Genomic DNA, 26,443 nt, shown 5'->3' with positions numbered 1-26,443 from the left:
TCAACTTTAAAAAAATGACCGATTCGTGTTAAGCAAATGTTAAGGTAAAATAGAAAGGGATTTTATTAAATTTATGAAACTTTTTGCTTATCCGCTCGTCATATACTGTTGTGATTGTTGAAAAAACGGGAAAGGATTTTTATATGATGCAATTGATGAAAAAGCTGTATGAAAACACAGCCGTAAAGTGGATTGGTTATACGTGTTTTTATTTGCTGATACTGTTGCTTTTATTTTTCATTTATGGTTTTCACACCGCGAATACCGGTTCTTATATTTACAACGACTTCTAATTGGAGAGAATAATGATGAAATTATTAAATGCTATTCAGAAACATGCGGAACTTCAGCCGCAAAATGCTGCTTTCCATTCCCAAGGACGGTCTCTCACTTATCAGGAATTGTGGGAGTCATCTGACCGGGCAGCCGCCTCCATCCAGCAAAGCATGGCAGGCCAACCAGAAGCACCTGTCTTGGTGTACGGCCATATGGAACCAGAAATGATTGTTTCCTTTTTAGGAAGCGTAAAAGCGGGGCACCCATATATCCCCGTGGACACGTCTATTCCTGCTGATCGGATTTTAAAAATAATCGAAAGCTCGGGCGCTGAACTGTTGATTAACGTTTCAGGACTCCCGCTTGATACCGGCAGCCATTTGATCAAAACAGTGTCGCCGGAAGAGCTGCTGTCAAACGGAGAAGGCCCGATCAGCCCTGACCATTGGGTCAAAGAACATGAAACGTTCTATATTATTTATACCTCTGGCAGTACAGGGAATCCAAAGGGTGTGCAGATTTCTGCCAGAAACCTGCAAAGCTTCACCGATTGGATTTGTGCCGATTTTCCGATTGGAGAGGGGAAAACGTTTTTAAATCAAGCACCATTTTCGTTTGATTTATCTGTAATGGACTTATATCCGTGCCTGCAATCCGGAGGAACATTACACTGTGTAACGAAGGATGCCGTCAATAAGCCTAAGATACTGTTTGAAGAGCTGAAGCAGTCAGGCCTGAACGTTTGGACATCAACTCCTTCCTTTGCCCAAGTGTGCTTGATGGACCCTGCGTTTACAGAGGAGCTTCTGCCTGAAGCAAGGGTTTTCATGTTTTGCGGAGAAGCCCTTCCGACGTCTGTGGCCCAAGCACTGCTGGAACGTTTCCCTCAGGCAAAGGTCTTTAATACGTACGGACCGACTGAAGCGACTGTCGCAGTGACTTCCGTGGAAATTACCCCTGAGGTCATTGAACAAAATGAATTTCTTCCTGTCGGCTTTGAAAAACCTGATATGGACATTCTCATTATGGATGACCAAGGGAATAAGGTTCCAGACGGAGAAAAAGGAGAAATCATCATTTCCGGGCCGAGTGTAAGCAAAGGCTATCTTGGTGAACCTGAACTGACGGACAACGTGTTCTTTTTCCATGAAGGACAGCCGGCATACCGGACTGGAGACGCCGGTTATAAAGAAAATGGTCAGATTTTCTGTCAAGGACGCCTTGATTTCCAGATCAAACTTCATGGCTATAGAATGGAGCTGGAGGAAATTGAGTTCCATGTACGGCAGTCTCAATATGTGCGTTCCGCTGTCGTCATCCCGTATCAGCCTAACGGAACAGTTGAATATCTCATTGCCGCGATTGTGCCGGATGATCACGAATTCCAGAAAGAATTCCAGCTGACAAGCGCCATTAAAAAAGAGCTTGCAACGTTTTTGCCGGCTTATATGATTCCGAGAAAATTCATCTATCAAGATCATATACACATGACGGCAAACGGAAAAATTGACCGGAAGCGCATTGGCGAAGAGGTTCTTGTATGACGCCTTACAGTTCGTTTTTGTTCTTTATTATTCTTGGAATCCTTCTTCTGCCGACCATCATCTTAGGTCTCAACGGAAAAAGGTTCCAAGCTTACAACATGTTGATATCGATTCTTGTATTGGCTTTGATTTTTTCTCACGACTTACACGGCGTTATCGCGTTGTGTCTGTTTACCTTATGGCAGGTGCTTCTGATCAGAGGCTACTTGGCTTATAGAATGAAAGCAAACAGCGGCTTTGTCTTTTGTATGGCTGTCATCGCTTCGATTCTGCCGCTGTTCTTATCGAAGGTGATACCGTTTTTCTCGGAACCGCACGGCCACCATCCGCCGCACAATGTGATCAGCTTTTTAGGGATTTCTTATTTAACCTTTAAAGGCGTCCAGCTGATTATGGAGACGCGCGACGGATTAATTAAGGAAAAACCGCCGCTCCACCGGCTGCTTTATTTCATTCTGTTTTTCCCGACCATTTCTTCCGGTCCGATTGACAGGTACCGCAGATTTGCAAAGGATGAACAGAAAGCATGGACGAAAGAAGAATACGCGGACTTATTGTATATTGGGATTCACAAAATTTTTATCGGGTTTCTGTACAAATTTATTATCGGGTATGCCATTAACACGTATTTCATTATGAACCTGCCCGCGATCACGCATAATAAGATTCTCGGAAACCTGTTATACATGTATGGCTACAGCCTGTACTTATTCTTTGATTTTGCAGGTTACACGATGTTTGCCGTTGGTGTAAGCTATATAATGGGCATCAAGTCACCGGAGAACTTCAACAAACCGTTTCTCAGCAAAAACATTAAAGATTTCTGGAACCGCTGGCACATGTCATTGTCTTTCTGGTTCAGAGATTATGTCTTTATGAGATTTGTATTTTGGATGACAAAGAAAAAATGGATTAAAAACCGAATGGCCATCTCGAACATCGGGTACTTCCTGCTGTTTATGCTGATGGGAATTTGGCATGGCCTCGCGCCGCAATACTTAATCTACGGGCTTTATCATGCCCTGCTTATGACTTGTTATAACTTTTTTGAGAAATGGAATAAAAAATACAAGTGGCTTCCGTCCAACCGCTGGACAACCGCTTTAGCCATTGTCATCACATTCCATTTTGTTTGCTTTGGATTTTATATCTTTTCAGGAAAATTATTTCTTCACCACCATTAAAGGAGACTGATGTAGACATGGATTTTAAACAAGAGGTATTAGACGTTATAGCTGAGGTTTGCCAAGAGGATATCGTAAAAGAGAATCCTGATATTGAAATTTTTGAAGAAGGCCTGCTTGATTCTTTCGGAACAGTTGAACTGCTGCTTGCGATTGAAAACCGTTTTGAGATTACCGTGCCGATCACTGAGTTTGACCGTGACGAATGGAATACGCCGAACAATATTGTGAACAAGCTGACTGAGTTGAGATAATGAAAAAGCGTTTTTTTGGGCCAATTATTTTGGCGTTTATCCTATTCGTGGGAGCCGTTGCAGTTCCGGCTTCATGGCTCACGCGTTTCATCCCGGACAAACGTGTCGAAGAATCAGCAACTGCCTTGAATCCGAATATGTTTCAAGGCCTTTATCTGCAAAATAAAATGCTTGAAGAACAGAAGTATTTGCCGATTTACGGATCTTCTGAACTTTCACGGCTGGATAAGTTTCATCCGTCTAATTATTTTCAAGTGAACAACCAAGGATTCACTCCCTACCTTGTAGGGAAAGGCGGCTCACAATCCTTGATTCACGCTATAAATTTCGCCGCGCATGCTGACCAGCTGAAGGGTAAAAAACTCGTGTTTATCGTATCTCCGCAATGGTTTACCAAACATGGGTCCGATGAACAGCATTTTGCGCCAAACTATTCAGCGCTGCAAGGCCTTGATTTGGCGTTTAATGATACGATCGACCCTGCCGTCAAGAAGCAAATGATGAAACGTATGCTGCACTATAAAGCCGTCACAAACGATGCTGTTCTTTCTGAGCTGTACCAAGCCATGCTGCAAGGCCAAACATGGAAGGTGAATCTTCTGAAGCCGGCTGCTAAATCGTATTACAGCCTCCTTCAAAAGAAAGACCTTTATTATTCGATGGCCGAATCAGAGGGTCCAAAACGGCAGGTATCACAATCAGTGAAGGATAAGCCATGGTCTGTGCTGAAACAAGAGGCTGATAAAATGGGTGAGGATCATTCACGTTCAAATGTGTTCCATATAGATGATCCGTCATACCGGAAATTAAAGCATAAGGTTCTGAAAGTTAAAGACAGAAACAAGCACAGAACCTATGCAAAATCGCCGGAATTCGGTGATTTTGAACTGATGCTCGATATCTTGAAAGACGCCGGCGCTGAACCGATGTTTGTTTCGATTCCGGTAAACGGCAAGTGGTATGACTATACCGGCTTCCCGAAAAACGGCCGCACCGATTATTATAAAAAGGTGAAAAAACAAATCGAAGCGAAGGGCTTTCAGGTCGCAGACTTATCAGGCCACGAATATGACCCATATTTTATGAAAGATACCATCCATATCGGCTGGAAGGGCTGGGTTTACGTCGATAAAGCGATTGAAGAGTTTTACAAAACCGGAAAAGTCTCTACTTTATAAGAATCCACACTGCATATTTTCATGCTGGATTTGAGATAGTAAAACGAAATGGCAGGCAAATGAACATGCAGGAGAGGAACATTTCTCCTGCTTTTTTTGATAACTTTTCACAAATTTGAGTAAACCTATTGCGAATATTTGGTGAAGGTATACAATAGAATATAAATTATTTTCAAACAAGTTTGACTTTACAAACAATATAAATGCAGGGAGATTGACCATGACTAAACAAACAATTCGTGTTGAATTAACTTCAGCCAAAAAACCAAAACCAGACCCCAATCAGCTTGCATTCGGAAGAGTATTTACTGACCATATGTTTGTAATGGATTATGCTGCTGATCAAGGCTGGTTCGACCCGAGAATTATTCCTTATCAAGCCGTTTCACTGGACCCGGCCGCTATGGTATATCACTATGGCCAAACGGTTTTTGAAGGCTTAAAGGCTTATGTGACAAATAGTGATCAGGTCTTGCTTTTCAGACCGGATAAAAATATGGAACGGCTCAATAAATCAAACGATCGAATTTGCATTCCTCAAATTGATGAAGAACAGGTCCTTGAAGGCTTAAAACAGCTCATCGCAATTGATAAAGACTGGATTCCGAAAGCAGAAGGCACGTCCTTGTATATCCGTCCGTTTATCATTGCAACCGAACCTTTCCTTGGCGTGGCGGCGTCCCATACGTACAAGCTGTTTATCATTCTGTCTCCGGTCGGCTCTTATTACAAAGAAGGCATCAAGCCTGTCAAAATTGCCGTGGAAAGCGAATTTGTCCGCGCGGTAAGAGGCGGAACAGGAAACGCAAAAACAGCCGGAAACTATGCCTCAAGCTTAAAAGCACAGCAGATCGCGGAGGAAAAAGGCTTTTCACAGGTTCTTTGGCTGGATGGCATTGAGAAAAAATACATTGAAGAAGTCGGCAGCATGAACATCTTCTTCAAAATTAACGGCGAAATCATCACGCCTATGCTGAACGGAAGCATTTTGGAGGGAATCACCCGCAATTCCGTCCTCAACCTGCTTGAGCATTGGGGAATGCCGGTAACAGAACGGAAAATCTCCGTTGATGAAGTGATCCAGGCACACAAAGACGGCATTCTTGAAGAAGCGTTCGGCACAGGAACGGCTGCCGTTATTTCTCCGGTAGGCGAATTGATCTGGCAGGATGAAAACCTCGTTATCAATCACGGTGAAACAGGAGAAATCGCCAAAAAATTATATGACACGATCACAGGCATTCAAAAAGGCACTGAGCCTGATCCATTTGGCTGGACAACAGAAGTCGCGTCACTAAGTGAAAGCAAATAACATGCTGCATGACCCAGAAATGAACATCCCGTTCATTTTTGGGTTTTTGTTTGCCTGGAAACATCCGCGTGTTCGTTCCTTAGAGAAAACTCCGGCGGGGTATCCTTTAAAAAGGTCCGGCTGTGCGCCGGACCTTTTCTCATTACGCTTCAATTGATCTAAAGAACTGAGGCAGGTGCTCTTTATGAGCCTCAAGCATTTCATCCAGAATCTCTTTCGCCACAGTGTCCGACGGAACAAGCGGGTTGATCGTCATGGCGAGGAGCGCTGTTTGGTAGTCTCCTGTCACAGCGGCTTCTGCGGCGACGCGTTCAAATGATTTAATTTGCTGAACCAGTCCTCTGACGGAAACCGGCAAATCGCCGACTGCAATTGGCTTCGGTCCGTTTTTCGTCATGACGCAGTTCACTTCAACGGCTGAATCGTCAGGAATGCTTGCGATTGCCCCATTATTGATCGTATTCACAGGCTGAATGTCGTGTTTATCATTATAAATGGAGCTGATCAAGTTGCAGGCAGCATCGCTATAATAAGCGCCTCCCCGTTTTTCCAGCTGCGGCGGTTTAATCGCAAGGTTTGGATCTTTATAAAGTTCAAACAGCTCTTTTTCTACCTGCTGCACAACTTCCGCCCTGGTTCCTTCTGTTTGGGACGCTTCCACTTCATGCTCAAGCATTTCCTTCGTTTTGAAGTAGTAACGGTGGTACCCGCATGGAATCAAATTAAGCGCTTTAATAAACTCAGGCTCCCAGTTGGCGCCGGAAATATTTTTCATTGTCATCGCATTTTTCGGATCTCCCATCGCTTCGATGACCTGATCCTTCACACTGACACCATCCAAGAAGACATCTAATCCGAAGACCATGTGGTTCAATCCCGCAAATTGGACTTCAATTCGGCTGACATCTACATCCAATGCTTTGGCAACGCCCATTTTCATGCCGATCGGAACATTACATAAGCCGACGACTTTTTTGAGATTCGAGTAGCGAAGGAGCGCTTCAGTCACCATACCAGCCGGATTTGTAAAGTTAACAAGCCAGGCATTCGGGCAAAGCTCTTCGATATCCTTTGCGATCTCAAGAATCACTGGGATGGTGCGCAATCCTTTAAATAATCCGCCCGGGCCATTTGTTTCCTGTCCGATGACGCCGTATTTCAATGGGATTCGTTCATCCTTGGCACGCGCCTGCAACAAACCGACGCGGAACTGAGTGGTGACAAAGTCGGCATCTTTCAGCGCTTCTCTTCGATCAAGTGTCAGATGAATGTCAATCGGCACTCCTGCTTTTTCAATCATTCGCTTTGCGAGCGTGCCGACAATGTTCAGTTTTTCTTCTCCTGCCGGTATATCAACGAGCCACAATTCTCTGACCGGAAGCTCATCATACCGCTTGATTAATCCTTCCACAAGCTCGGGTGTATAGCTTGATCCTCCGCCTATCGTTACGATTTTCAATCCTTTTGTCATATACTCGCTCCCCTTTGTACGGTGATTTTCTCATAAAGATCAATCATTTCAGCGGCCAAATCCTTCACAGTCATGGCGTTCATTAAATGATCCTGCGCATGAACCATCAGCAGCGACATCTCTGTTTTTTTCCCACCCGCTTCATTTTGAATTAATTCGGTTTGAAAATGATGGGCTTTTTGCAATTCATCAGCTGACTCATGAAGCTTTTTCAGCGCTTCTGCTCTGTCACCGTTTTTAGCGGCGGCTATCGCTTCCATTGCCGAGCTTCTGCCGTTGCCTCCATGAAGAATAATTTGAAAGATGATTTGTTCCATATTTTCATTCACACGTTTCACTTCCTTTCTTTACAAAACCGCTTCTTTGTCTTCCGGGATTGAAGATGCTTGAGCCTGCTCGAGCTCACTTTCTTCTCTCAGCTTTTGTTTATCCCACATTCTGAAGAATGGGTAATAGACGACAAACGAAACGGCAATGTTAATGGCCTGCATGACCGCACCCGAGATTTTTCCGCCGGTTGCCAGATAGCCTGAGAAGATCGGCGGCATGGTCCAAGGAACGGCAATTCCGGCCGGTTTAGCGACAAGGCCTGTGCTCATGCCGATGTATGTGAGTGTCAGTGTGACCAGAGGGGTGATGATAAACGGAATGAGAAGCATCGGATTCATGACAATCGGCATTCCGAAGATGATCGGTTCATTAATATTAAAGATGGCCGGACCGACTGCAAGCTTGCCGAGCTGCTTCATTTGCTTACTTCGGGCCCGCAAAAACATCGTGATGACAAGAGCGAGCGTGGCGCCGCTTCCGCCGATATTAATCCAAATTTCGAAAAATTGCTGAGTGAAGATGTTCGGAAGCGCTTCCCCTGCCTGAAATGCGACCCGGTTGGCATCCATGGCACCGTACCAAATTGGCGCCATGACGCCCCCGACAATATTCGCTCCGTGCAGGCCGCAAGCCCACAAGAGCATTTTGACGGCTTCAGCGACAAGGCTTCCGCCGAGGCTGCCCCCAAGAATGGAAAGCGGCGTCCCAAGTAAAACGCTTACAACATTATGAAGGCTTTCAAACGGTGTCGCTTCAACAATCAGACGCGCTCCCCAAATGAGGAAGATAACAGCAAATCCCGGAATCAAAGCGATAAATGATTTGCTGACCGCCGGAGGAACGCCATCCGGCATTTTAAATACCATATTGCGCTGAATGATCAGACGGTAAATCTCTGTTGAGACCATCGCGATAATCATCGCGACGAACAGCCCTTTACTTCCCATCAAGGATAAAGGAATACCGCCGCTGACCAGTATTTCTTTTGTCGATCCGTCCGGTATGAACGGCACTTGGTACGGTGTCGCTAAAAGAAAAGCCGCCAGGGATATCGCTCCCGCCGACAAGGCATCGACACCATACTTTTCAGCCAGCCGGTAGGCAATCCCGAACGCGGCGACAAGGCCCATGATTTCAAATGTGGCGTCAACCGGGTAGGATAATTTCTCAGTCCAAGAACTGCCGAACGTTTTCGTCATGAATTCCGCGTATCCCGGTATCGGCAGGTTGCCGATGATGAGGAAGAAAGAACCAATGATAATCAGCGGCATCGTAAGAATGATTCCGTCACGAAGCGCTTGCAAGTGGCGCTGTGCTGCGATTCTTCCGGCAATTGGCATGACCTTTTCTTCTAATAATTGGTTGACTTTATTCACATGTTCCGCCCCTCTCTATGACGCATTTCCAAGCTGTTCTGCCGATTTCAGCACCTCAGCCCCGTTGCATGTGCCATAATGGACGGTATTAATGACATCTACCGGAACTCCTTTCGATTCTCCTAGTTTTTTCAGCTGCGGAAGCATGTAACGGACTTGCGGACCAAGCAGCAAAACATCCGCTTTATCAATATGATTTTTTACAGAGTCACCTGAAACAGCCCAAATTGTATACTCTTTTCCTTGTTCCTTTGCACTTTTCTCCATTTTGCTCACAAGCAAGCTAGTAGACATACCTGCTGCACAAACTAGTAATATATTCATGTAAAAGGCCCCCTAAGAGTTTGATGGTTTGTATTGTCTTGCTGTTGATATCATCATATTATGAAATCGCTTTCATATACACTCAGGCTTTTTCCGCTGACAGCGGAAAAATGTTATTTCCAGGCCTTTATCGGATCGTTTTTTTACGAAATATGTCCGAAAACTCCTTGTATGTACGGCTTTTTAATAACTGGCTGACAGCCGCTGGATCATCCAGGATGCTGCCGAGCAGCTTATACATGCTTTGCAAATCCGCTTTATTCTCTTTTTCCACACACAGCAGGCAGACAAATTGCACACGTTTATTTTCCCAGTCAATCGGTTTTTTCAGCGTGCAGACAACCCAGAATGTAGATTCGGTCTGCGGGATTAGAGGATGCGGAATGGCGACAAGATTTCCGAAGCACGTTGGAGAAATGGCTTCTCTTTCAAAAATCGAATCTATGATTCCGTCCTCCGCAAAGCCATGTTCAACTGCTTTTTGCCCCAAGAATCGAATCACGTCTTCCTTTGATTGAAGGTTCTGATGTAAAAAGACAAGCTCTTTTTTGATATACCGGCTATCCGGTTCTTTATCGCCGTCCAGTTCGGACTCAATTTTGGCAAAGTCATTGCCGCCTAGTATCGTGTTTACTTTCAGAACGGGGACGGGCAGTTCCCTTTTGATCGGAATCGTACTGACGACAAAATCAACTGATTCATAGGATATTTGATCAAGACTATAGTATTCTGCCGTCCCGAGAATATCGAGCCTTTTCCCAAAGTGCGAACGAAGCTTTTCTCTCAGAAGCTGGGCGCTGCCGGCTCCTGATGCACAGACGATGATACAGCGCTTTGGCGGGCTTTCGGTTTTTCTTCGTTCTATCGCAGCCCCAAAGTGGAGGGCCAAATAACCGATTTCATTTTCGTGGATCTCAATCCCCGTTTTATCCTTGATGACCACCCCTGCGATAATTCCAGCTTCAAAAGCAAGAGGATAATTCTCTTTGATGGCTGATAGCATTGGATTCCGCAGATTCATCCCATACCGATTACGGTTGACTGCCGGTTTTAAATGCAGCGCCAGCCCCATCCTCAGCTCCTGATCGTGCATGATACCTAAAGTTAACTCTTCCTCAACCGTTTCAATGATAGAGGCAGCCAGTTTACTTGTTTCTTGATCTATGAATCCTGTATACTCTGTATCTCCATTTTGAGACTGTGTCATTCGTTTTGTTCCCAACAGGTGAATGGCGATATAGGCTGTTTCACTTTCCGGGAAAGTTACAGACAGCTCTGATTCAAGCTCTTCCACAATTGTTTGAGCAGCTTTGTATTCTTTTTGAAGCAAGATATTTTCCATATCTTCCGGAAAAAGAGATACATAGTTTCCTGTTCGTATCCGTTTACATGCAATGGCGATATGAATGATAAGGTTGTTCAGCCCGAGATTGGACAATGGGATTTGAACATTGTTCACTTTTTTCATGATGACTGATCGGATGGCGGTGATTTCTTCTTTTGGCAAAATATCAGCCTTTTCATTCAGATAATCAATCTCAGTTTCTCTTTCATCTACAATGTATTCGGCCATACAGTATCGCATCCGGACTTCATCGCCGCGAAGCTTAAAACCGTAATTCGGGCGTGTTTCCAAAACAATGTCGTAAGGAAGCAGCCGTTTCTTGACTTCTTTGAGATCCGTTTGCAAGGTCGATTTGCTGATGAACAGCTCTTCTGCAAGACTGTCGAGCTTAAGATAGTGCTCTGTCAACAGCAGCCGTTTCATTAAGTAGCTGATTCTCTCCTCTGGAAAGACGGGAAGGCCTTTATTTTGCTGAAATACGTCCTGAAGAAGCCCTCTGAATTTCTGTTCGTTTTGGATATGCAGCTGATAGCCTGAACCTCTGACTGAATGAACAACGGCACCCTGTTGGGCAAGGATGTCTTGTAATTCCTTTATGTCATTGCGGACCGTCCGCGATGTCACTTTGAGATTTGCCGCGATGACTGAGCTTGTAACCGGAGCATCAGCAGCCATAAGCAAGCGTAATATTTCACGAAGCCGCCCATGAAGCATGAGAAAAACCTCCTATCAGAGTAGATGCGGGCATGGAGAATAGGCAGAAAGAATGGTGAAGGAAAACGAGTAAATGTACATAAATTCTATAATGGGGATGGATGCAAGTCAATGAACAGAGGAAATACCGGGATGGTGATGAAGGAGGACAGACCCATAAAAAAACAGCCGGATCAGCCGGCTGTATGGGATGCGGACATATGCTTTTGTTTAGACGCTTTTCGATCTTTCATGATTTTTCTGACGATCGGATAAATGATCGGCGCCCATTTCACAACGTTTTTGAACAATTTTTTCACGTTTGGACTCTCCCTTCCTTTTTATTAATAATTCCCCGCATTGCCTAGTGGCTAAACATGGCATCATCGCGAGACGTAGCGGTTTCCCGTTACCCAAAAACGCCACGGGTAGTCCCTCGCCTCACCGCTGTTTTCAATCCCGATACGCGGACCTGTCGATATCTCCTCCGGCGTATACCCTTTTTCAATATAGAGAGGCTGTTCAGTGATCAGGCGGCCGTAGTCATTCATGGTCACCCCGATCGCTTTTGTCAGCTTTCCGGGACCGTTAGTCCACTCCCTTGGACGCCGGCCAGGCCTTCTTTGCTCCATTAAAAACTGGCCTTCATGAGGCTCAATGGCTCTAATTAACACAGCTTGGGGAATATCCGATGTTGCGGCGACAACATTCATTAATGTATGGGTATGCATGACATACGTATACACCCGCCCCGCTTCCCCGAACATGATCTCGGTACGTTTCGTCCGCCGATTGTTAAAGCTGTGGGCCGCTCTGTCTTCTGCGCCCATATAGGCCTCTGTTTCCACAATATAACCTGAAGCTATGCCTTCGTCTGTTTCCTTCACTAATAAACAGCCGAGAAGAGACGGGGCAAGCTCAAGCGCTGTTTTTTGATAAAACTCGATAGGCATCGGATGTCTTTCTCTATTCACAAGTTACGTCTCCTTTTCCCATTTTGCTGTACACTGTACCATTCCCGAAACAGATGAAAAAAAACGAACAGTTTTAAAAACTTTCCATATAGGGCATATTGTTACCGTTCTAAAAGGAGGGGTCAACCAATGAAAGATGACAATCAGTATGAGTATCACGGTACAAATGTCGAAGGCAGTGAAGATGAGCTTTCTCACAAGACCACTGGAAAAAGCGAGTCTGAAGAAACCTTGACGAACAGACAGGGGCATCCCGTCACTGACAATCAAAATGTCAGAACAGTCGGCAACAGAGGCCCGACAACGCTGGAAAATTACGATTTTCTAGAAAAAATCAGCCACTTTGATCGGGAACGCATTCCTGAACGTGTCGTTCATGCAAGAGGCGCGGGCGCTCACGGTTATTTTGAAGCTTACGGAAGTTTTGGAGACGAGCCGATTTCGAAGTACACACGGGCAAAGCTTTTTCAAGAAAAGGGTAAGAAAACGCCGGCATTTGTTCGTTTTTCAACAGTCAATCATGGAAAACACTCACCTGAGACATTACGGGATCCGCGTGGTTTTGCCGTTAAGCTGTATACCGAAGACGGAAACTGGGATCTGGTCGGGAACAACTTAAAAATCTTTTTTATCCGTGATCCGCTCAAATTCCCGGATCTTGTTCACGCCTTTCAGCCTGATCCCGTGACCAACATCCAAGATGGTGAACGTATTTTCGACTTTATTTCTCAATCTCCTGAAGCGACACATATGATCACATTCTTATTCTCACCTTGGGGCATTCCCGCTAACTACCGGCATATGCAAGGCTCAGGCGTTCATGCATACAAATGGGTGAATGAAGAAGGCAAGGCCGTTCTCGTCAAATACCACTTTGAACCGAAGCAGGGCATTCGCAATCTGACGCAGAAAGAAGCAGAAGAGATTCAAGGGAAAAACTTCAACCATGCGACACAGGACTTGTATGAAGCCATTGAAAATGGCGATTATCCAGAATGGGAAGTTTACGCCCAAATCATGAGCGATGATGAGCATCCGGAGCTTGACTTTGATCCGCTTGATCCGACAAAGCTGTGGTATAAAGACGACTTCCCATGGAAGCCGATCGGCAAATTGGTGTTAAACAAAAATCCTGAAAACTACCATGCTGAAGTAGAGCAGGTATCATTTGGAACAGGCGTGCTTGTGGACGGCCTTGATTTTTCTGATGATAAATTGCTTCAAGGACGGACGTTTGCCTATTCGGACACCCAGCGTTATCGGGTTGGCGCAAACTACTTGCAGCTGCCGATCAACTCACCGAAAAAACACGTCGCGACCAATCAGCAAGGCGGTCAAATGCAATATCGGGTGGACATCGGCGAAGGACAAAACCCGCACGTCAACTACGAGCCATCCATCATGGGCGGATTGAACGAAGCGCCGAAGCAGGCGAAAGACCATACGCCTCATGTCGAAGGCGACTTAAAGCGGGAAGCAATCGACAGAACCAACAATTTCGGACAGGCCGGGGAAACGTACCGGAGATTTTCTGAATTTGAACGGAATGAATTGATTACAAATCTGGTCAATACCTTATCGACATGCAAGAAAGACATTCAGGACCAAATGATCGAGAATTTCACAAAAGCCGATCCTGATTACGGAAAGCGAGTTGCTGAAGGGCTGAAAAAAGCCGCGGAAAACAACAGCAACGGGCCGATCGGCACGACAGAAGCCGCTCAAGCCGCTCAGCAGGCTGAAAAAGAAAGCCATCCGTCTGATCCATATTAATAACCTAAAAACAGGACCGTCACCGGCCCTGTTTTTTTATACCTGTTTTGTACCTTAAGGGCAGGGCTTATCATCTGCTGTTTTATAAAAGACCCCTCATCTTCGCCGGGAACACGAGAAACCATTTCCATCTCGCAATCTATCAAAGAAACGCTGGTTCTGCCGAAGCTAAAAACGCTCACAATGCTTTCTTTAACGTCTCACGCTATTCTATTTATGACTGTTTTTGGTTTTACCCCAATCTATACAAATCGGCTCGGGATGAACGATATCGAGCTGCTATGGGTGATGAGCTCCTTTTTCCTCCCACATGCAGCTGCGACATTAAGTCTTGCAGTCTTTCATTTTACCAAACATAACATTCGCCGAACGCTGATTACCTGTTTTGCCGTTACGGGGATCTGCTTATGCTGCATTCCCCTCTCGGCCTCATTACTTTCGATTTGTTTCACCCACGCTGTCATCGGGCTGGCGCTGGGTTTCGTGTTTCCTTTGCTGCTGGGTCAGGCCGTGGATATCAGTTCAGCTCGTTTAAAGATGTCAGTCATGGGGTTTTATCAATCATTTTACGCACTCGGTATTTTTATCGGTCCGATGCTTGCCGGAAAAATTGCACAAACATTCGGTTTGAATGATGTGTTCATCGCTGCCGGCATCTTGGCGTTCGCTGCCCTTGGTATAATACTCATAAAAAGAAATCATATGATAGATTAATATGTTTTATATTTCCGAAAACACAAGACGGATAAAGCGGCGAGCACTACAATACACAAGACGGAAGCCGCAAGTGTCCAGCCAAAGAAGTCGCCCCATTCACCGTGCATCAGCATATGATCCGCCTGCGTTCTCAATACAGACGGCAGCCAAACCGTATGATCTGGAGAGAGGGACACTGCCAAAGACACTGCAGCCACCAATCCTATTCCGGCCGCGGCGGCTGCTCCGATTGAACGAAATACGGTACTGGCTAACAAACCGGCGGTCATGACGAAGACAACCCAGAGGGAATACACGCCAAGACTGGATAAAAACCTGGCGGAGTCCGTACCGTCAAACAGCATATGTACGTAGTAATAGGCGAGGCCATATCCAGCTGCAAAAGACCCTGCCCCGATCACACTATGAACGATCCATTTGCTTAGTATATAGTAGACAGCCGGTACAGGCCGAGACATGATGAGAGCGAGGACGCCTTGATTTCGCTCATTCGCCACGCTGCCCATCACGCTGAAAATCAATAAAGCCGTTCCAAGTACGCTGAATTGGGACAGCGTGCTGATCATCACTTCATTTCCCGACGGCATGGTAAAGTTTATGGCTACGCCGTCGGGTAAATTCCCCGCGTTTTCGATGATTTCAGGCATATAATATAAGCTGAGCGGCTGCGTTAATCCGACAATCATCATGGCGATTGGAAGCCATACCAGCCTGCCGCTTTTCAGCGCTTCAAACCATTCCTTTTTTAAAAGAACCATACATGTCTTCATTGCGAATGCACCACCTTGATGTATACGTCTTCAAGCGATTCCGATTTTTGTTCAAAATGAGTAACCGTCATTCCCCGGTCTAAACAATTCCGCAGCAGCGTACCGCTGAAAGCTGTATCTTGAAGTTCAAAAACAGCTTGGGACCCATTTTTGTAGACAACATCTGAAACAAAAGGCAGGTCCTCAAGCCAGCCTTTAAGTTCTTCTTTAACGGCTAGGACGTAAACGTTCGTTTGATACTGATCTTTCAGTTGCTGCAAGGCGCCTTGCCAAGAAATCGAGCCCTCTTTTAAAATTACAACTTGATCGCAAACCTGCTCTGCGTCATGAAGAACATGTGTAGAAAATAAAACAGCCATATGCTTCTTCAGCTCCTTCATCATCTCAAGAACCTCCATGCGGCCTGTCGGGTCCAAGGCGGACACCGGCTCATCCAAAATCAAAAGCTTCGGTTTATGAAGGAGAGCCTGTGCAAGTCCAAGTCTTTGCTTCATTCCTCCTGAAAACCCGCCGATTTTTTTGTCTGCCGCTTCCTCAAGACCGACAAATTCCAGCATAGGGGCTATTTCCTTAAGACACTCTTCTTTTGAAAGGCCGGAGAGCTTCCCGGCAAAGGATAAAAACTCTTTTGCGGTCATCCACGAATAAAAAGATGGATATTGAGGAAGATAGCCGATCTGGCGCCGATCTATCCTGTGCTTGCCCAACATTTCAATGTCTCCTGAGTTTGGAGTTAAAAGCCCCGCCAGCATTTGCAGCGTTGTCGTTTTCCCCGCCCCATTCGGACCAAGCAGAGCAACACATTCATTTTCTTTTACGCCAAAGCTGATATTCCGCACAGCTTGATGCTGCTTATATGTTTTTGTAAGACGGTTAATTGTCAGCATGCCATTCTCCTATCTCTGTTTTCTTCCTACAGTAAAAAATAAAATCGGGCCGATAATATTGAGACAAATAATGACTGCAGCCCACATCCACTTCGGCCCATTTGTTTCTTTTTCCTTTACACAAGTAATGAGCGCAAACACTGCCAGAACAGCCTGCAATATGATCAGCGGAAGAATCATTTCCCAAGAAATACTCATCGTTACAGCCTCCTTTTTTTTCGATCAGGTTTGATAACAAAAAAGTAATAACAAAGAATAGGCAGCGGTGCTTGAATAAGTCCGATAAGTCCCCACATCCATGCCAATCGCCCTCTTTTCTTCGCATCAACAAATAAAAAGATTCCCTGAGACAAAACAAACACAACAATGAATATCTCATTTTGGCTCATCTGCGCTTCACCTCTATTACAGGGGGCTGTCTTTTTTTCTCAGCCATGACCAGAACCGGAAGGCTGAGAAACGCACATGCTTGTAAGAAAATAAAGACTGCCGGAATTTGAGAAACGGCTAAGGCAAAGATACTCACCACAGCCAGCGCACAAAATAGAAACGCGATACCTTCTTTGAGAATGGATTTTCTTCGGACTTCTTTAAAATGCGATAACTGCTGAAGCAATTCTTTCTGATCGGGAACGGCGGGTTCTGCACTCTGGTCAATTTTATCGAGCTCTGTTTGTAAATGTGCGGAAAGCTTCTCTTTATTCATCGGCCCACTCCTTTCTGATTCTGTGTAATCCTTTATGCACCCTTGACTTCACTGTCCCTTCCTTTATGTGAAGAATCACTGCGATCTCCGAATAGGTATAACCGTAATAATGCCTCAACAAAACCGGTGTGCGAAGCTCGGGGGCAAGCCTTGAGAATGCCTCTAGCGTCTCGCTCCACTCATTTCCTTTAGCAGAAATATCCCATTTCAGTTTGCGTACCGTTTCGTCTGTAAAGGTTTGCTGCCGCCGCTTTTCTCTCTTTCTCTTTTTTTGATGATCAAGGTACAGCCGTGTGGCAATGGAAATCAGCCATGTAGAAAATTTTGACCTTCCCTGAAAGCTGTGCAAATGCATATACCCTTTCAGAAAGGTTTCTTGAAGCAAATCTTCACTGACATCGGGATTGAGTGAAAGCTTCAATAGATACTTATATAAAAATGTGTAATGGTGCTGGAAAAGGGTTGTAAATGCAGCGTCATCCCCCTCTTTAGCCTGCTGAATCAATTGCTGCTCATCTGGTAGCTCCAAAGGTTGCCGGCCCCCTTTTCTTGTCGTTCTGTCTTATGAGACGACATCAATTATCAGATCGTTCATTTTTTTATCATTTATTTCTTAGTATCGCCATTTATAATTTTACCGGTATTTTCCGCAGACCGTTATTTGTAAACGGCGGGGCAGTCTGTTAAGCTAAGACTTTATGTCAAACAACTTACCTATTGATATATCAAATTAAGCAAAACAATATTTTTAAAAACATATGGGGGACTGTCTAGTGAAAGTTGAAAGGCGAACGATTGAACACATTCCGAAAGAAGAAAGACATGGAAAGGCCAAAGATTTATTTCCCGTTTGGTTCGGGGCAAATATGCATATTACAACATTAGTAACCGGCACTCTGCCCGTGGCGATGGGGCTTAATCTATTTTGGAGTGTCGCTGCCATTATTTGCGGAACCTTGATCGGCGCTATCTTTATGGCTTCCCATTCTGCGCAAGGCCCTCAGCTCGGCATCCCGCAAATGATTCAAAGCCGTGCCCAATTTGGGGTGATCGGAGCAATTCTTCCTCTCTTTTTAGTTATGTTTATCTACTTAGGTTTCTTTGCGAGCAGCACGATCCTCGCAGCCAGCACTTTAAGCAGCTTTGTACCGATTCCCGGAACATGGAGTATTATCGGTTTAAGTGCCGTTTGCTTTTTACTCACCATTTACGGCCATGATCTGATTCACAAAATGCAAAAAATTCTCTCCTGGACTTCTTTTGCCGTATTTCTCGCTGCGACTATCATTATTTTTCAATTGCCGATTCCTGCAGGCAGCTGGGTTCCCGGTGCTTTAAACCTGCCAGTTTTTTTGGTCGCAATCAGCGCTGTGGCCACATGGCAGCTCGCATACGCACCTTATGTCGCTGATTATTCGCGATATCTGCCCGTGAAAACGCCAGCCTCCAAAACGTTTTGGTACAGCTATGCCGGCACCTCGGTGAGTTCGATCTGGATGATGGTTCTCGGCGCGCTGCTGACAACGTCGCTTCCTGACTTCACCACAAACTCAGGAAACCAGATTGTTCAGCTGTTCGGACCTTTTTCATTCATTATGCTGATTATCGTTTTGTTTGGGCAAATGGCGATCAATGTCTTTAACCTGTACGGCGCATTTATGTCTACTACCACAACACTTGAGCCGTTTCTCAAAATGAAGGTCACCCCAAAAACCAGGATTATCATGATCCTGTGTGTGACAATCGCAGGTACGGTGTTAAGTCTGCTCGGGCAAAGCAATTTCATGGAGCTGTTCTTGAATTTCATCTTTTTTATTAGTTATTTCCTAATCCCGTGGACGGCGATCAACTTGGTTGATTATTACTTCGTCCGTCACGGGAAATACCATGTCAAAGCGATGTTTGATGTAAACGGACAGTACGGAAAAGTGAACTGGATCACATCGTCAGCCTTTGTTCTGTCGATCTTGCTTGAAATTCCATTTATCAATACATCCTTTTACATCGGCCCGCTGGCGGAAATGTTTGGCGGAGGAGATATCGCTTGGGTTGTCGGCTTAGCCGTGCCTTCTGTTCTTTATTATGTTCTCATGAAATCCCGGTTGAAAAAACAAGCCGCTTATTAAAAAAAAGCTGTCTTTATTGGAAGACAGCTTTTTTTATTCAAATCGTTTCCATACACGAGGCAATAGGGCGGACAGTTCATGCGCCAGCAGCGTATGAGGCGAGTGCTCTTCGGTCCATAGTTCGGCGCATATACCGTGAAGGTATACCGCATTCAATACGGCGTGTTTTGCCTCCCGGTGGCAGCACAGCATTCCCAGCATCATTCCTGTCAGCGTGTCGCCTGTTCCGCCTTTAGCCAGCGCCGCATTTCCCGCCGTGTTGTACCAGCATTCTCCGTCAGGAAACGCCACAATGGTATGTCTGCCTTTTAAAACAATTGTTGTTTGCAGCTGATGCGCCCATTCTTTCGCATAACCCGCTCTGTCTTTTTCCAAATCTTCTATTGAAACACCTGTCATTCTGGAGAATTCTCCGGGATGCGGTGTTACAATGATCGGAGCTTTGCGCTTTGGATAAGAACGCTTTGTGAGGGCGCCGGCGTCAAGAATAACGGGGCAATCCGCAGCGATCACATGATCAACGGCCCGCTGAACGTCTTTCGTTTGCGGCAGGCCCGATCCAATCGCCGCTGCCCGATAAGATTCCTCGAGCGGCGATTGTGCGGCTTTTTCCCATCCGTTACGCCAATATGTCGCCTCGGGCAAAACCGGAACAATCAGCGGAATCACACTTTCTGACGTGCCGATGACAAGCTTGCCGAGACCGCTGCGCATGGCCCCCAGCCCTGAGAGAAGAGCCGCGCCCGGCATGTCATCGCTTCCCGCCAGCAGCAAAGCCGTTCCAAACGTGCCTTTGTGGCTTGAAGCATCTCTTTTTGGCAGTGTCTCCCTCACGTGTTCTTCCGTCCATTCACGTACCTGCTCTTGATTACTCATCTTCATACCTCCTCTGGCATCTACTACATATATTCCAAACAACGTCACTTTTTAAACAAAAAAAAAAAGACAACCTCTCCAAAAGAAGCTGTCTCTATCTTACAGGAACATCAAGGTGATAAAGTCTGCGGTACCGTTCATTACCCTCCAGCAGTTCCTCATGCGTCCCTTCCATTTCTGCTTTGCCGTTTTCAAGAAATACAACCTTATCAGCCGCTTCAACACCTGCCAAGTGGTGAGTAATCCACAGAATGGTTTTACCCTTAAGCACGTTAAATATCGTATCAAGGAGCTCTCTCTCCGTAATTGGATCGAGGCCGACAGTCGGCTCATCAAGAATAATAATCGGCGTGTCCTGAAGCAATATACGGGCGAGTGCAATCCGCTGGCGTTCTCCTCCGGAAAAGCGGATTCCCGTTTCTTGGACAGAGGTTTCGTAGCCATCAGGCAGCGATTCAATGTAATCGTGAAGCTGCACCTGACGTGCGGCCCGCCGGACATCCTCATCACTCGCCTGTCCGTTTCCAAGCCTGATATTGTTCAAGATGCTGGTATCAAACAGGTGAGGCTTTTGATTTAACACGGCAACGGCTTCCGCGATCTGGTCATCAAGCGACGCTGTTTCCATTCCATTTAGCGTCACCTTGCCAGAAGCGGGGATCAAAGCCCCTTCAATAAGTGCCAGCGAGGTTGATTTGCCTGACCCGCTTCTGCCAAGCAGCGCCATTTTTTCGCCTTGGCGAAGCGTAAAGGAGAATTGGTTCAGCACCTGTGAGCTGTCATCATAAGAAAACGCCACATGATCAAAGCGGAGTGTCACATCGTTCAGATCAAGTTTCTCCGCTGCCGGTGCAATTCGCGCTGTTTCTGTCTGAGGCCCCGTCTTGTTCATCCTTCTAACAGAGTCTTGATAACCGGGCACTTCCGTCAGCGCATCGGAAAGCGGCAAAAAGGCTTCCGTCAGCGGAAAAATGACAAGCACAAAGGCCGCAATCATTGTTCTGGCAAGCTCCCCGTCCGCATTCTGTCCGGCCGTCCAAAACAGCATGACCAAAATGAGGCCCGCGACAAGACATTGGGCGGCAAAATCCCGCCATCTCGTAAAGCGCTGCCTTTTCTGATCTACCTCAAACCATGCGTTTTCTTCTTTTTCATATGACTCAACAAATGAATGCTGACGGCCGCTGAACATCCAGTCGCTTACACCCAAGACAGCATCGGTAAGCCGGCTGTACAGCGCATTTCGGCCGCTCTTCAGCCTTGTGTTTTTTGCTTTTGTCACAAGCAGCGACACAACCGGAAACAGCACGACAAGCACAAATAAATAAATGGCCATCAGTGCTGCAAAAGGCCAAGAAAAGAACCCGAGCGCCATAATAGACACAGCGTATAACAGCAAGGCTGAAATCGCGGGGAAAACGGTTTTCAAAAAAGCGTCCTGCAAATGTTCAATATCCTCAGCCAATATCCCGAGCATGTCACCCGTGCGAAAGCGTGAACGCAGCATCAAAGCACCCGGCTCAAGCATGTTGTAAAGGCGGACTCGCATATCAGACACGATTTTCAAAATGATGTGATGGCCGACAAGCCGTTCCGCATAACGGGAGACAGAACGCGCAATGCCAAAGGTGCGCACGGCTACGATTGGCACATAAATGAGCAGGATATTCTCAGGCCTTGTTGCGGCTTTAGAGATTAAAAATCCTGATGTGAACATGAGAAAAGCGGCGGAAAAAATCGTAACCGCGCCCAAACATACCACAAGGACAAACAAGCGGGCATTTTGTTTGATATACGGCCGAATCCATTCTTCGTTCTTCATGCTCTTTCCCCCAGTTGTGCCTCTACAAGTTTTGCGTACACACCATTTTTCGCTAACAATTCATCATGAGTTCCGATTTCCGCCACGGCACCGCCGTCCAGTACGATAATTTCATCCATATCGAGCATCCAGTGGAGCCTGTGCGTCGCCAGAAACACAAGCTTACCCTCAAACAAATCAAGCATTGTTTCTTTGATTTCATACTCTGTTTCGATATCAAGGTGAGCGGTCGGTTCATCTAATAACAGAATCGGACGGTTTCCTAAAAAGGCCCGGGCCAGTGCAACCCGCTGAGCCTGGCCGCCGCTGAGTGATCTGCCGCCTTCACCGATACGTCCCTCAAGCCCGCCAGGAAGAAGACCGGCAAGCTCAGAAAGCCCTGCTAAGCCGGCGGCACGCGCCACCTCCCCTGAAGAAGCATCAGGATGATAAAACCGGATATTGTTCATTAATGTATCGTCAAAAATGTACGGGTGCTGCGGAATGTATAAGAGATTCTTCTGCCAATCGTCCGCCTGCAAATGGGAACGTGGTGACCCATTGACCTCAATTGTGCCGCCATCGGTCTCCAAAAAGCCGCCTAAAACATCAATCAGTGTTGATTTCCCCGCACCGCTCGCTCCAATGATCCCAATTTTCTTTTTCCCTTTAATAGAAAAATTGATATCCGATAATGTCTGATGAACAGACACGCCAGACAGGACCAGTTCATCTTGATCAGACCATTTACCAAGCTCAAGAGGCGCCTCTTGTTTAAACCCGGTCTGCGCCAAAACGGCTTGAATCGCCTTGCCGGCTTCTTGCCCGTTTAAGGTTGCATGATAATCATTTCCTACCTCTCGCACAGGAAGAAAGTATTCCGGCGCGAGGATTAAAGCAGTCAGCGCGGGACCGAGAAGAATGTGCCCTTCAATGAGACGCAGGCCGAGAAACACAGCCACTGTCGCCACCGACAGCATTGTAAAAAAATCAAGGGCAAAAGAGGATAAAAACGCCACCCGAAGCGTGCTCATCGTTGCTTTTCGATACCGTTCACTGACATGGAAAATGTTTTTGCTATGCGACCTGCTCAGTCCTAAAAACCGCAAAGTCTCTAATCCGCGAAGCGAATCAACAAAGTGATTGGATAAGGTCTGATACGATTTCCACTGCCGGTCTGCTTTCTTTTGCGCCACAAGGCCGAGAAGAATCATGAAGATGATCAAAATCGGCAGGGCGAGGATTAAAATAATGGCAGACGTCCTGTCTTGAAAAAAAACATAAATCACAACAGCCGCAGGCACGACAGCCATGCTGACCATTTTCGGCAAAAACAGCTCAAGATAACGGCGAAATTGGCTGATTCCCTCCATCGCTAACGTCACCATTTGCCCTGTCCCTTCTTTCCTCACAAACCGAGGGCCTAGGCGGAACAATTGGTCGAGAAAGCTTTTTCTGAGATCAGCACCTGTCTGCGCCGCATATTGATACACGATTTTCTGACGGACAAGGGTCATGGCATGACGAGCCAGAAACGCCAACAGGAAGAAACCGATAACCGGGTACAAAGCGGTAATCCGCTTTCCGTTAAACAGTCCGGTTATCGCTTCACTCAGCCATACTGCCTGCATAATAATGGCGGCTGTTTGAATCAGAGTCAAAACTGTAATCATTGTGAGAATCCGCTTCATTCCTTTATAAAGAAACAGGTCTTTTCCCATTAATAAATCATAGGCTCCTTATGACTGACGCGCTTCCGGAAAACATAATAGCTCCAGATCTGACTGCCGATGACAAACGGCAAAAGGGTTAAAGCTGCAAATGTCATGACTTTAAGCGAGTAATCACCGGAAGAAGCGTTAGCTACTGTTAAATCATACGTGCTTTGCAGAGAGCTGACCATGACACGCGGGAACAAGGAGATAAATATCATGGCTACCGTTATGGCAAGCCCGGCACCAGTCATCGCAAATGTCCAGCCATCCTTTTTCTTGCGGATAAATACCGCCGCAAGCATGTGGCAGATCACAACCAGCACGACAAGAGGCACGGTTATTTCGCCCCGGCGTGTAAACATATCAGTTTCGTAGGCGGACAGCGCTGCAAAGGCAAGCACCGCGACAAGTACCGCGCCCATTACCTTTTTCGCCATTTGGCGCGCCCGGTCTTGCAAATCACTTACCGTGCGCAGCGTGATAAACATCAATCCGTGCAGGAAGCAAAGAAGCGTCACAGTCACACCGCCAAGAACTGAATACACATTAATATAATCTGAAAATCCAGCATGCATATTCATATCCGCATCGATCGGCATACCTCGGAATAAGCTTGTAAATAAAACACCTAACACAAACGGCGGGATCAGACTGCCAAAGAAAACAACCCAGTCCCAGACCTTCACCCATTTCGGATGATCGACCTTGCCGCGGAATTCAAATGCAACACCGCGGCCCATCAAAGCAAGCAGGACAATCACAAACGGAATGTAATAACCGCTCAGCATTGTGGCATACCAGTTAGGAAACGCTGCAAAGATTGCTCCCGCACCTGTCAAAAGCCACACTTCATTCGCGTCCCAGAACGGGCCTATCGTGTTAATCAGCACTCTGCGCTCTATTTCATTATTCCCTAGAAAACGGGTAGACATGCCGACACCAAAATCAAAACCTTCCAGAAAGAAAAATCCGACAAACAATACGGCAACCAGTATAAACCAAAGATCATGAAGAGATGCCATGGTATACCTCCTGACTAAATGGATCTGTGGTTACCGGAACATCTTTATGATCATCATGCTCCGCACCTTTTTTAATTTCACGAACAAACAAAAATACAAGTAAAGCCCCAAGAATCAAGTACATCAAACCGAACGAAATGATAGAGAATAATAGAGAGCCTGACGTTACATTAGGCGACACGGATTGAGCCGTCGTCATTAATCCCATGACCGTCCAAGGCTGACGTCCGATTTCTGTCATAATCCAGCCCGCTGAATTCGCAATAAACGGGAAGGAAATCAATGCGATCATGATGCGCAAATACCATTTGCTGTTTTCTAGCTTTTTGCGCCGGTTTAGCCAAAGGCCGCCCAACGTAGCAAGAATCATGACAACACCTGCTCCAACCATGATGCGGAAACTCCAGAACGTCGTTTTGACCGGCGGAATATAGTCGCCTTTTCCGTACACTTTTTCGTACTCTGCCTGAAGTGTTTTCATTCCTTTGACACTGCCGCTGAATTTTTGATAAGCCAGATAGCTCAATGCGTAAGGAACTTTGATTTCATTTGAGCTCTTTTCATTTTTCGTATCAATTGTGGCAAAGGCCGTCCAAGCAGCAGGATCGCCGCTGTCTTCCCAAAGCCCTTCACTGGCAGCCATTTTCATTGGCTGAGACTCCATCAAATGTTCAGCCTGCATGTGTCCGCTTAAGGAGACGCCAAGTCCTGCGCAAAGGCCGACAATCATTGCAAGTTTGAAAGATTGTTTAAAGAATGGCACTTCTTTTTTCTTTAATAGTTTAAAAGCACTCACACCTGCGATAAAGAAAGCGCCTGTCGCAAGCGCGCCGAAAATCACGTGCGGGAATTCAACCCAAAGCTGCGGGTTTGTAATCAGCGCACCAAAATCATTCATCTCCGCACGGCCATTTTTAATCGTAAAGCCGACCGGCTCCTGCATAAAGGAGTTGGCTGTCAAAATCCAAAAAGATGACATGATCGTACCGAAGGACACAAGCCAAATACAGAGAAGGTGTACCTTTTTAGATAAACGATCCCAGCCGAAAATCCACAAACCGATAAAGATAGATTCCATAAAAAACGCTAATAACGCTTCAATCGCAAGCGGTGCGCCAAAGACATCCCCGACAAAACGGGAATAATCAGACCAGTTTAATCCGAACTGAAATTCTTGCAAAATCCCCGTCACAACACCGACTGCAAAATTTATTAAAAACAGATGTCCCCAAAACTTAGCCATTTTGAGGTAGATCTCTTGTTTTTTCACAACATAAAGAGTCTCCATTAATGCAACCATGAAAACAAGCCCGATTGACATTGGCACAAACAAGAAGTGAAACAAAGTCGTTGATGCAAATTGAAAACGGGCCAAAACTAATTCACTCATGCGGTAATCCTCCATTCCTGTTTTAAAATAGTATTGCTCAATGTTTCACAAATCAGGTTATGATATTGATCACCATTTCACAAAATAGACTAAAATATTGTTCAATATTTCACAAATACGTCAAATCATGTTCCCATTAATTGCTAATGTAATAGTTTAAGCAATCTTCACATGGTTCATAATAAGTACTTTACAACGATTTGCTTCAAAAAAAAAGACCAATATACCTAAAAAACAGTTTATTTTGTGACTGATTATTGTCTAATTTGTAGCTGATTTATGACTAAGGCTAGGAAAAATGACCCTCTATTATCGTACACCAACTCAGAAAATCACGCGAATAAAATGCTCCTTTCACTGAAAAAGTGTTGGTAAACAGCTTTCCGATGATGTTTTCCG

General features: G+C 45.7%; 25 protein-coding genes and 2 pseudogenes. 9 read left to right on the top strand and 18 right to left on the bottom strand.

Annotated features, from left to right (window positions below; genetic code table 11):
- Nucleotides 1-143: 143 nt before the first annotated feature.
- The 6 genes from GXP75_RS06635 (at nucleotide 144) to GXP75_RS06610 (ending at nucleotide 5,748) form a co-directional block, all read left to right on the top strand.
- Nucleotides 144-293, top strand: a complete 150-nt coding sequence (locus GXP75_RS06635; protein WP_003326361.1) for a teichoic acid D-Ala incorporation-associated protein DltX — start codon at nucleotides 144-146, stop codon at nucleotides 291-293.
- Between the two features lie 15 nt (nucleotides 294-308).
- Nucleotides 309-1,820, top strand: a complete 1,512-nt coding sequence (gene dltA, locus GXP75_RS06630; protein ID WP_214915895.1) for a D-alanine--poly(phosphoribitol) ligase subunit DltA — start codon at nucleotides 309-311, stop codon at nucleotides 1,818-1,820.
- Nucleotides 1,817-3,004 (top strand): D-alanyl-lipoteichoic acid biosynthesis protein DltB, encoded by a 1,188-nt coding sequence (gene dltB, locus GXP75_RS06625; RefSeq protein ID WP_242556421.1) that lies wholly within the window; start codon nucleotides 1,817-1,819, stop codon nucleotides 3,002-3,004. The genes dltA and dltB overlap by 4 nt, the downstream gene beginning before the upstream one ends.
- Nucleotides 3,005-3,021: 17 nt before the next feature.
- Nucleotides 3,022-3,258: a D-alanine--poly(phosphoribitol) ligase subunit 2 gene (gene dltC, locus GXP75_RS06620; RefSeq protein ID WP_010790335.1), complete on the top strand. Its 237-nt coding sequence runs from the start codon at nucleotides 3,022-3,024 to the stop codon at nucleotides 3,256-3,258.
- Entirely contained in the window at nucleotides 3,258-4,436 is a 1,179-nt protein-coding gene (gene dltD / locus GXP75_RS06615; RefSeq protein WP_214915893.1) for a D-alanyl-lipoteichoic acid biosynthesis protein DltD, read from the top strand. Before dltC ends, dltD begins: the two co-directional genes overlap by 1 nt.
- A gap of 220 nt (nucleotides 4,437-4,656) precedes the next feature.
- Nucleotides 4,657-5,748 carry a branched-chain amino acid aminotransferase gene (locus GXP75_RS06610; RefSeq protein ID WP_242556420.1) on the top strand — a complete coding sequence of 364 codons (1,092 nt, stop codon included), beginning with the start codon at nucleotides 4,657-4,659 and terminating at the stop codon, nucleotides 5,746-5,748.
- Between the two features lie 142 nt (nucleotides 5,749-5,890).
- On the opposite strand, the gene licH is transcribed toward GXP75_RS06610, so the two are convergent.
- From licH to GXP75_RS06575, 7 genes and pseudogenes are all read right to left on the bottom strand, one after another.
- Nucleotides 5,891-7,219 carry a 6-phospho-beta-glucosidase LicH gene (gene licH / locus GXP75_RS06605; protein ID WP_242556419.1) on the bottom strand — a complete coding sequence of 443 codons (1,329 nt, stop codon included), beginning with the start codon at nucleotides 7,217-7,219 and terminating at the stop codon, nucleotides 5,891-5,893.
- Nucleotides 7,216-7,548, bottom strand: coding sequence for a PTS lichenan transporter subunit IIA (gene licA / locus GXP75_RS06600; RefSeq protein ID WP_242556418.1), 333 nt, complete (start codon nucleotides 7,546-7,548; stop codon nucleotides 7,216-7,218). The genes licH and licA overlap by 4 nt, the downstream gene beginning before the upstream one ends.
- A gap of 18 nt (nucleotides 7,549-7,566) precedes the next feature.
- Nucleotides 7,567-8,925, bottom strand: a complete 1,359-nt coding sequence (gene licC, locus GXP75_RS06595) for a PTS lichenan transporter subunit IIC (protein ID WP_150224129.1) — start codon at nucleotides 8,923-8,925, stop codon at nucleotides 7,567-7,569.
- A 15-nt stretch (nucleotides 8,926-8,940) separates the two neighbouring features.
- Nucleotides 8,941-9,249: a PTS lichenan transporter subunit IIB gene (licB, locus tag GXP75_RS06590; RefSeq protein ID WP_003326349.1), complete on the bottom strand. Its 309-nt coding sequence runs from the start codon at nucleotides 9,247-9,249 to the stop codon at nucleotides 8,941-8,943.
- Nucleotides 9,250-9,376: 127 nt separating this feature from the next.
- Nucleotides 9,377-11,308, bottom strand: coding sequence for a transcriptional regulator LicR (licR, locus tag GXP75_RS06585; RefSeq protein WP_242556417.1), 1,932 nt, complete (start codon nucleotides 11,306-11,308; stop codon nucleotides 9,377-9,379).
- Between the two features lie 173 nt (nucleotides 11,309-11,481).
- A pseudogene (locus GXP75_RS06580) lies at nucleotides 11,482-11,639 on the bottom strand (hypothetical protein).
- A gap of 31 nt (nucleotides 11,640-11,670) precedes the next feature.
- Nucleotides 11,671-12,261 carry a DNA-3-methyladenine glycosylase gene (locus GXP75_RS06575; protein WP_242556416.1) on the bottom strand — a complete coding sequence of 197 codons (591 nt, stop codon included), beginning with the start codon at nucleotides 12,259-12,261 and terminating at the stop codon, nucleotides 11,671-11,673.
- Nucleotides 12,262-12,390: 129 nt separating this feature from the next.
- On the opposite strand from GXP75_RS06575, the gene katX reads away from it, so the two are divergent.
- Both katX and GXP75_RS06565 read left to right on the top strand, forming a co-directional pair.
- Nucleotides 12,391-14,034: a catalase KatX gene (gene katX, locus GXP75_RS06570; protein ID WP_242556415.1), complete on the top strand. Its 1,644-nt coding sequence runs from the start codon at nucleotides 12,391-12,393 to the stop codon at nucleotides 14,032-14,034.
- A 60-nt stretch (nucleotides 14,035-14,094) separates the two neighbouring features.
- Nucleotides 14,095-14,748 (top strand): annotated as a pseudogene (locus GXP75_RS06565) (MFS transporter); the annotation flags it as partial.
- Here the strand turns inward: GXP75_RS06565 and GXP75_RS06560 are convergent.
- The 6 genes from GXP75_RS06560 to sigY are packed head-to-tail and all read right to left on the bottom strand — an operon-like array spanning nucleotide 14,745 to nucleotide 17,643.
- Nucleotides 14,745-15,521, bottom strand: coding sequence for an ABC transporter permease (locus tag GXP75_RS06560; protein ID WP_214915879.1), 777 nt, complete (start codon nucleotides 15,519-15,521; stop codon nucleotides 14,745-14,747). The pseudogene GXP75_RS06565 and the gene GXP75_RS06560 overlap by 4 nt on opposite strands.
- A complete protein-coding gene (locus tag GXP75_RS06555; RefSeq protein ID WP_242556413.1) occupies nucleotides 15,518-16,408 on the bottom strand; it encodes an ABC transporter ATP-binding protein in 891 nt (296 codons plus the stop codon). Before GXP75_RS06555 ends, GXP75_RS06560 begins: the two co-directional genes overlap by 4 nt.
- A 9-nt stretch (nucleotides 16,409-16,417) precedes the next feature.
- Nucleotides 16,418-16,606 carry a PLD nuclease N-terminal domain-containing protein gene (locus GXP75_RS06550; RefSeq protein ID WP_150224125.1) on the bottom strand — a complete coding sequence of 63 codons (189 nt, stop codon included), beginning with the start codon at nucleotides 16,604-16,606 and terminating at the stop codon, nucleotides 16,418-16,420.
- A gap of 2 nt (nucleotides 16,607-16,608) precedes the next feature.
- The gene (locus GXP75_RS06545) at nucleotides 16,609-16,797 is read right to left on the bottom strand and encodes a hypothetical protein (RefSeq protein WP_010790347.1); all 189 of its coding nucleotides are present in this window, start codon (nucleotides 16,795-16,797) and stop codon (nucleotides 16,609-16,611) included.
- Nucleotides 16,794-17,114, bottom strand: coding sequence for a YxlC family protein (locus GXP75_RS06540; protein WP_061572125.1), 321 nt, complete (start codon nucleotides 17,112-17,114; stop codon nucleotides 16,794-16,796). Before GXP75_RS06540 ends, GXP75_RS06545 begins: the two co-directional genes overlap by 4 nt.
- Nucleotides 17,107-17,643: an RNA polymerase sigma factor SigY gene (sigY, locus tag GXP75_RS06535; RefSeq protein ID WP_061572124.1), complete on the bottom strand. Its 537-nt coding sequence runs from the start codon at nucleotides 17,641-17,643 to the stop codon at nucleotides 17,107-17,109. The genes GXP75_RS06540 and sigY overlap by 8 nt, the downstream gene beginning before the upstream one ends.
- 244 nt (nucleotides 17,644-17,887) lie before the next feature.
- Between sigY and GXP75_RS06530 the strand changes: the two genes are divergently transcribed.
- A complete protein-coding gene (locus GXP75_RS06530) occupies nucleotides 17,888-19,240 on the top strand; it encodes a purine-cytosine permease family protein (RefSeq protein WP_088118246.1) in 1,353 nt (450 codons plus the stop codon).
- 33 nt (nucleotides 19,241-19,273) lie between these two features.
- Here the strand turns inward: GXP75_RS06530 and GXP75_RS06525 are convergent, their stop codons facing one another.
- From GXP75_RS06525 to cydA, 5 genes are all read right to left on the bottom strand, one after another.
- Nucleotides 19,274-20,116 carry an NAD(P)H-hydrate dehydratase gene (locus GXP75_RS06525; RefSeq protein WP_061572122.1) on the bottom strand — a complete coding sequence of 281 codons (843 nt, stop codon included), beginning with the start codon at nucleotides 20,114-20,116 and terminating at the stop codon, nucleotides 19,274-19,276.
- Nucleotides 20,117-20,210: 94 nt separating this feature from the next.
- Nucleotides 20,211-21,938 carry a thiol reductant ABC exporter subunit CydC gene (cydC, locus tag GXP75_RS06520; protein ID WP_242556412.1) on the bottom strand — a complete coding sequence of 576 codons (1,728 nt, stop codon included), beginning with the start codon at nucleotides 21,936-21,938 and terminating at the stop codon, nucleotides 20,211-20,213.
- Nucleotides 21,935-23,638 carry a thiol reductant ABC exporter subunit CydD gene (cydD, locus tag GXP75_RS06515; protein ID WP_242556411.1) on the bottom strand — a complete coding sequence of 568 codons (1,704 nt, stop codon included), beginning with the start codon at nucleotides 23,636-23,638 and terminating at the stop codon, nucleotides 21,935-21,937. The genes cydC and cydD overlap by 4 nt, the downstream gene beginning before the upstream one ends.
- Complete coding sequence (gene cydB, locus GXP75_RS06510) at nucleotides 23,638-24,654, bottom strand: cytochrome d ubiquinol oxidase subunit II (RefSeq protein WP_242556410.1); 1,017 nt, start codon at nucleotides 24,652-24,654, stop codon at nucleotides 23,638-23,640. The genes cydD and cydB overlap by 1 nt, the downstream gene beginning before the upstream one ends.
- On the bottom strand, nucleotides 24,638-26,044 hold the full coding sequence (gene cydA, locus GXP75_RS06505; RefSeq protein ID WP_242556409.1) for a cytochrome ubiquinol oxidase subunit I: 1,407 nt from the start codon (nucleotides 26,042-26,044) through the stop codon (nucleotides 24,638-24,640). The genes cydB and cydA overlap by 17 nt, the downstream gene beginning before the upstream one ends.
- Nucleotides 26,045-26,443: the final 399 nt, after the last annotated feature.

Origin of the sequence: Bacillus sp. HU-1818, assembly GCF_022695965.1 — a bacterium.
GTDB classification, from domain to species: domain Bacteria; phylum Bacillota; class Bacilli; order Bacillales; family Bacillaceae; genus Bacillus; species Bacillus atrophaeus.
The sequence above is the reverse complement of the archived record's forward strand: the minus strand, read 5'-3'. Positions and strand labels throughout refer to the sequence as shown.

Excerpts from the sequence above, each read along its gene's own strand:
- GXP75_RS06635 (WP_003326361.1), top strand. The coding sequence starts at position 144 with ATGATGCAATTGATGAAAAAGCTGTATGAAAACACAGCCGTAAAGTGG.
- dltA (WP_214915895.1), top strand. The coding sequence starts at position 309 with ATGAAATTATTAAATGCTATTCAGAAACATGCGGAACTTCAGCCGCAA.
- dltB (WP_242556421.1), top strand. The coding sequence starts at position 1,817 with ATGACGCCTTACAGTTCGTTTTTGTTCTTTATTATTCTTGGAATCCTT.
- dltC (WP_010790335.1), top strand. The coding sequence starts at position 3,022 with ATGGATTTTAAACAAGAGGTATTAGACGTTATAGCTGAGGTTTGCCAA.
- dltD (WP_214915893.1), top strand. The coding sequence starts at position 3,258 with ATGAAAAAGCGTTTTTTTGGGCCAATTATTTTGGCGTTTATCCTATTC.
- GXP75_RS06610 (WP_242556420.1), top strand. The coding sequence starts at position 4,657 with ATGACTAAACAAACAATTCGTGTTGAATTAACTTCAGCCAAAAAACCA.
- licH (WP_242556419.1), bottom strand. The coding sequence starts at position 7,219 with ATGACAAAAGGATTGAAAATCGTAACGATAGGCGGAGGATCAAGCTAT.
- licB (WP_003326349.1), bottom strand. The coding sequence starts at position 9,249 with ATGAATATATTACTAGTTTGTGCAGCAGGTATGTCTACTAGCTTGCTT.
- licR (WP_242556417.1), bottom strand. The coding sequence starts at position 11,308 with ATGCTTCATGGGCGGCTTCGTGAAATATTACGCTTGCTTATGGCTGCT.
- katX (WP_242556415.1), top strand. The coding sequence starts at position 12,391 with ATGAAAGATGACAATCAGTATGAGTATCACGGTACAAATGTCGAAGGC.
- GXP75_RS06560 (WP_214915879.1), bottom strand. The coding sequence starts at position 15,521 with ATGAAGACATGTATGGTTCTTTTAAAAAAGGAATGGTTTGAAGCGCTG.
- GXP75_RS06555 (WP_242556413.1), bottom strand. The coding sequence starts at position 16,408 with ATGCTGACAATTAACCGTCTTACAAAAACATATAAGCAGCATCAAGCT.
- GXP75_RS06550 (WP_150224125.1), bottom strand. The coding sequence starts at position 16,606 with ATGAGTATTTCTTGGGAAATGATTCTTCCGCTGATCATATTGCAGGCT.
- GXP75_RS06545 (WP_010790347.1), bottom strand. The coding sequence starts at position 16,797 with ATGAGCCAAAATGAGATATTCATTGTTGTGTTTGTTTTGTCTCAGGGA.
- GXP75_RS06540 (WP_061572125.1), bottom strand. The coding sequence starts at position 17,114 with ATGAATAAAGAGAAGCTTTCCGCACATTTACAAACAGAGCTCGATAAA.
- GXP75_RS06525 (WP_061572122.1), bottom strand. The coding sequence starts at position 20,116 with ATGAGTAATCAAGAGCAGGTACGTGAATGGACGGAAGAACACGTGAGG.
- cydC (WP_242556412.1), bottom strand. The coding sequence starts at position 21,938 with ATGAAGAACGAAGAATGGATTCGGCCGTATATCAAACAAAATGCCCGC.
- cydD (WP_242556411.1), bottom strand. The coding sequence starts at position 23,638 with ATGGGAAAAGACCTGTTTCTTTATAAAGGAATGAAGCGGATTCTCACA.
- cydB (WP_242556410.1), bottom strand. The coding sequence starts at position 24,654 with ATGGCATCTCTTCATGATCTTTGGTTTATACTGGTTGCCGTATTGTTT.
- cydA (WP_242556409.1), bottom strand. The coding sequence starts at position 26,044 with ATGAGTGAATTAGTTTTGGCCCGTTTTCAATTTGCATCAACGACTTTG.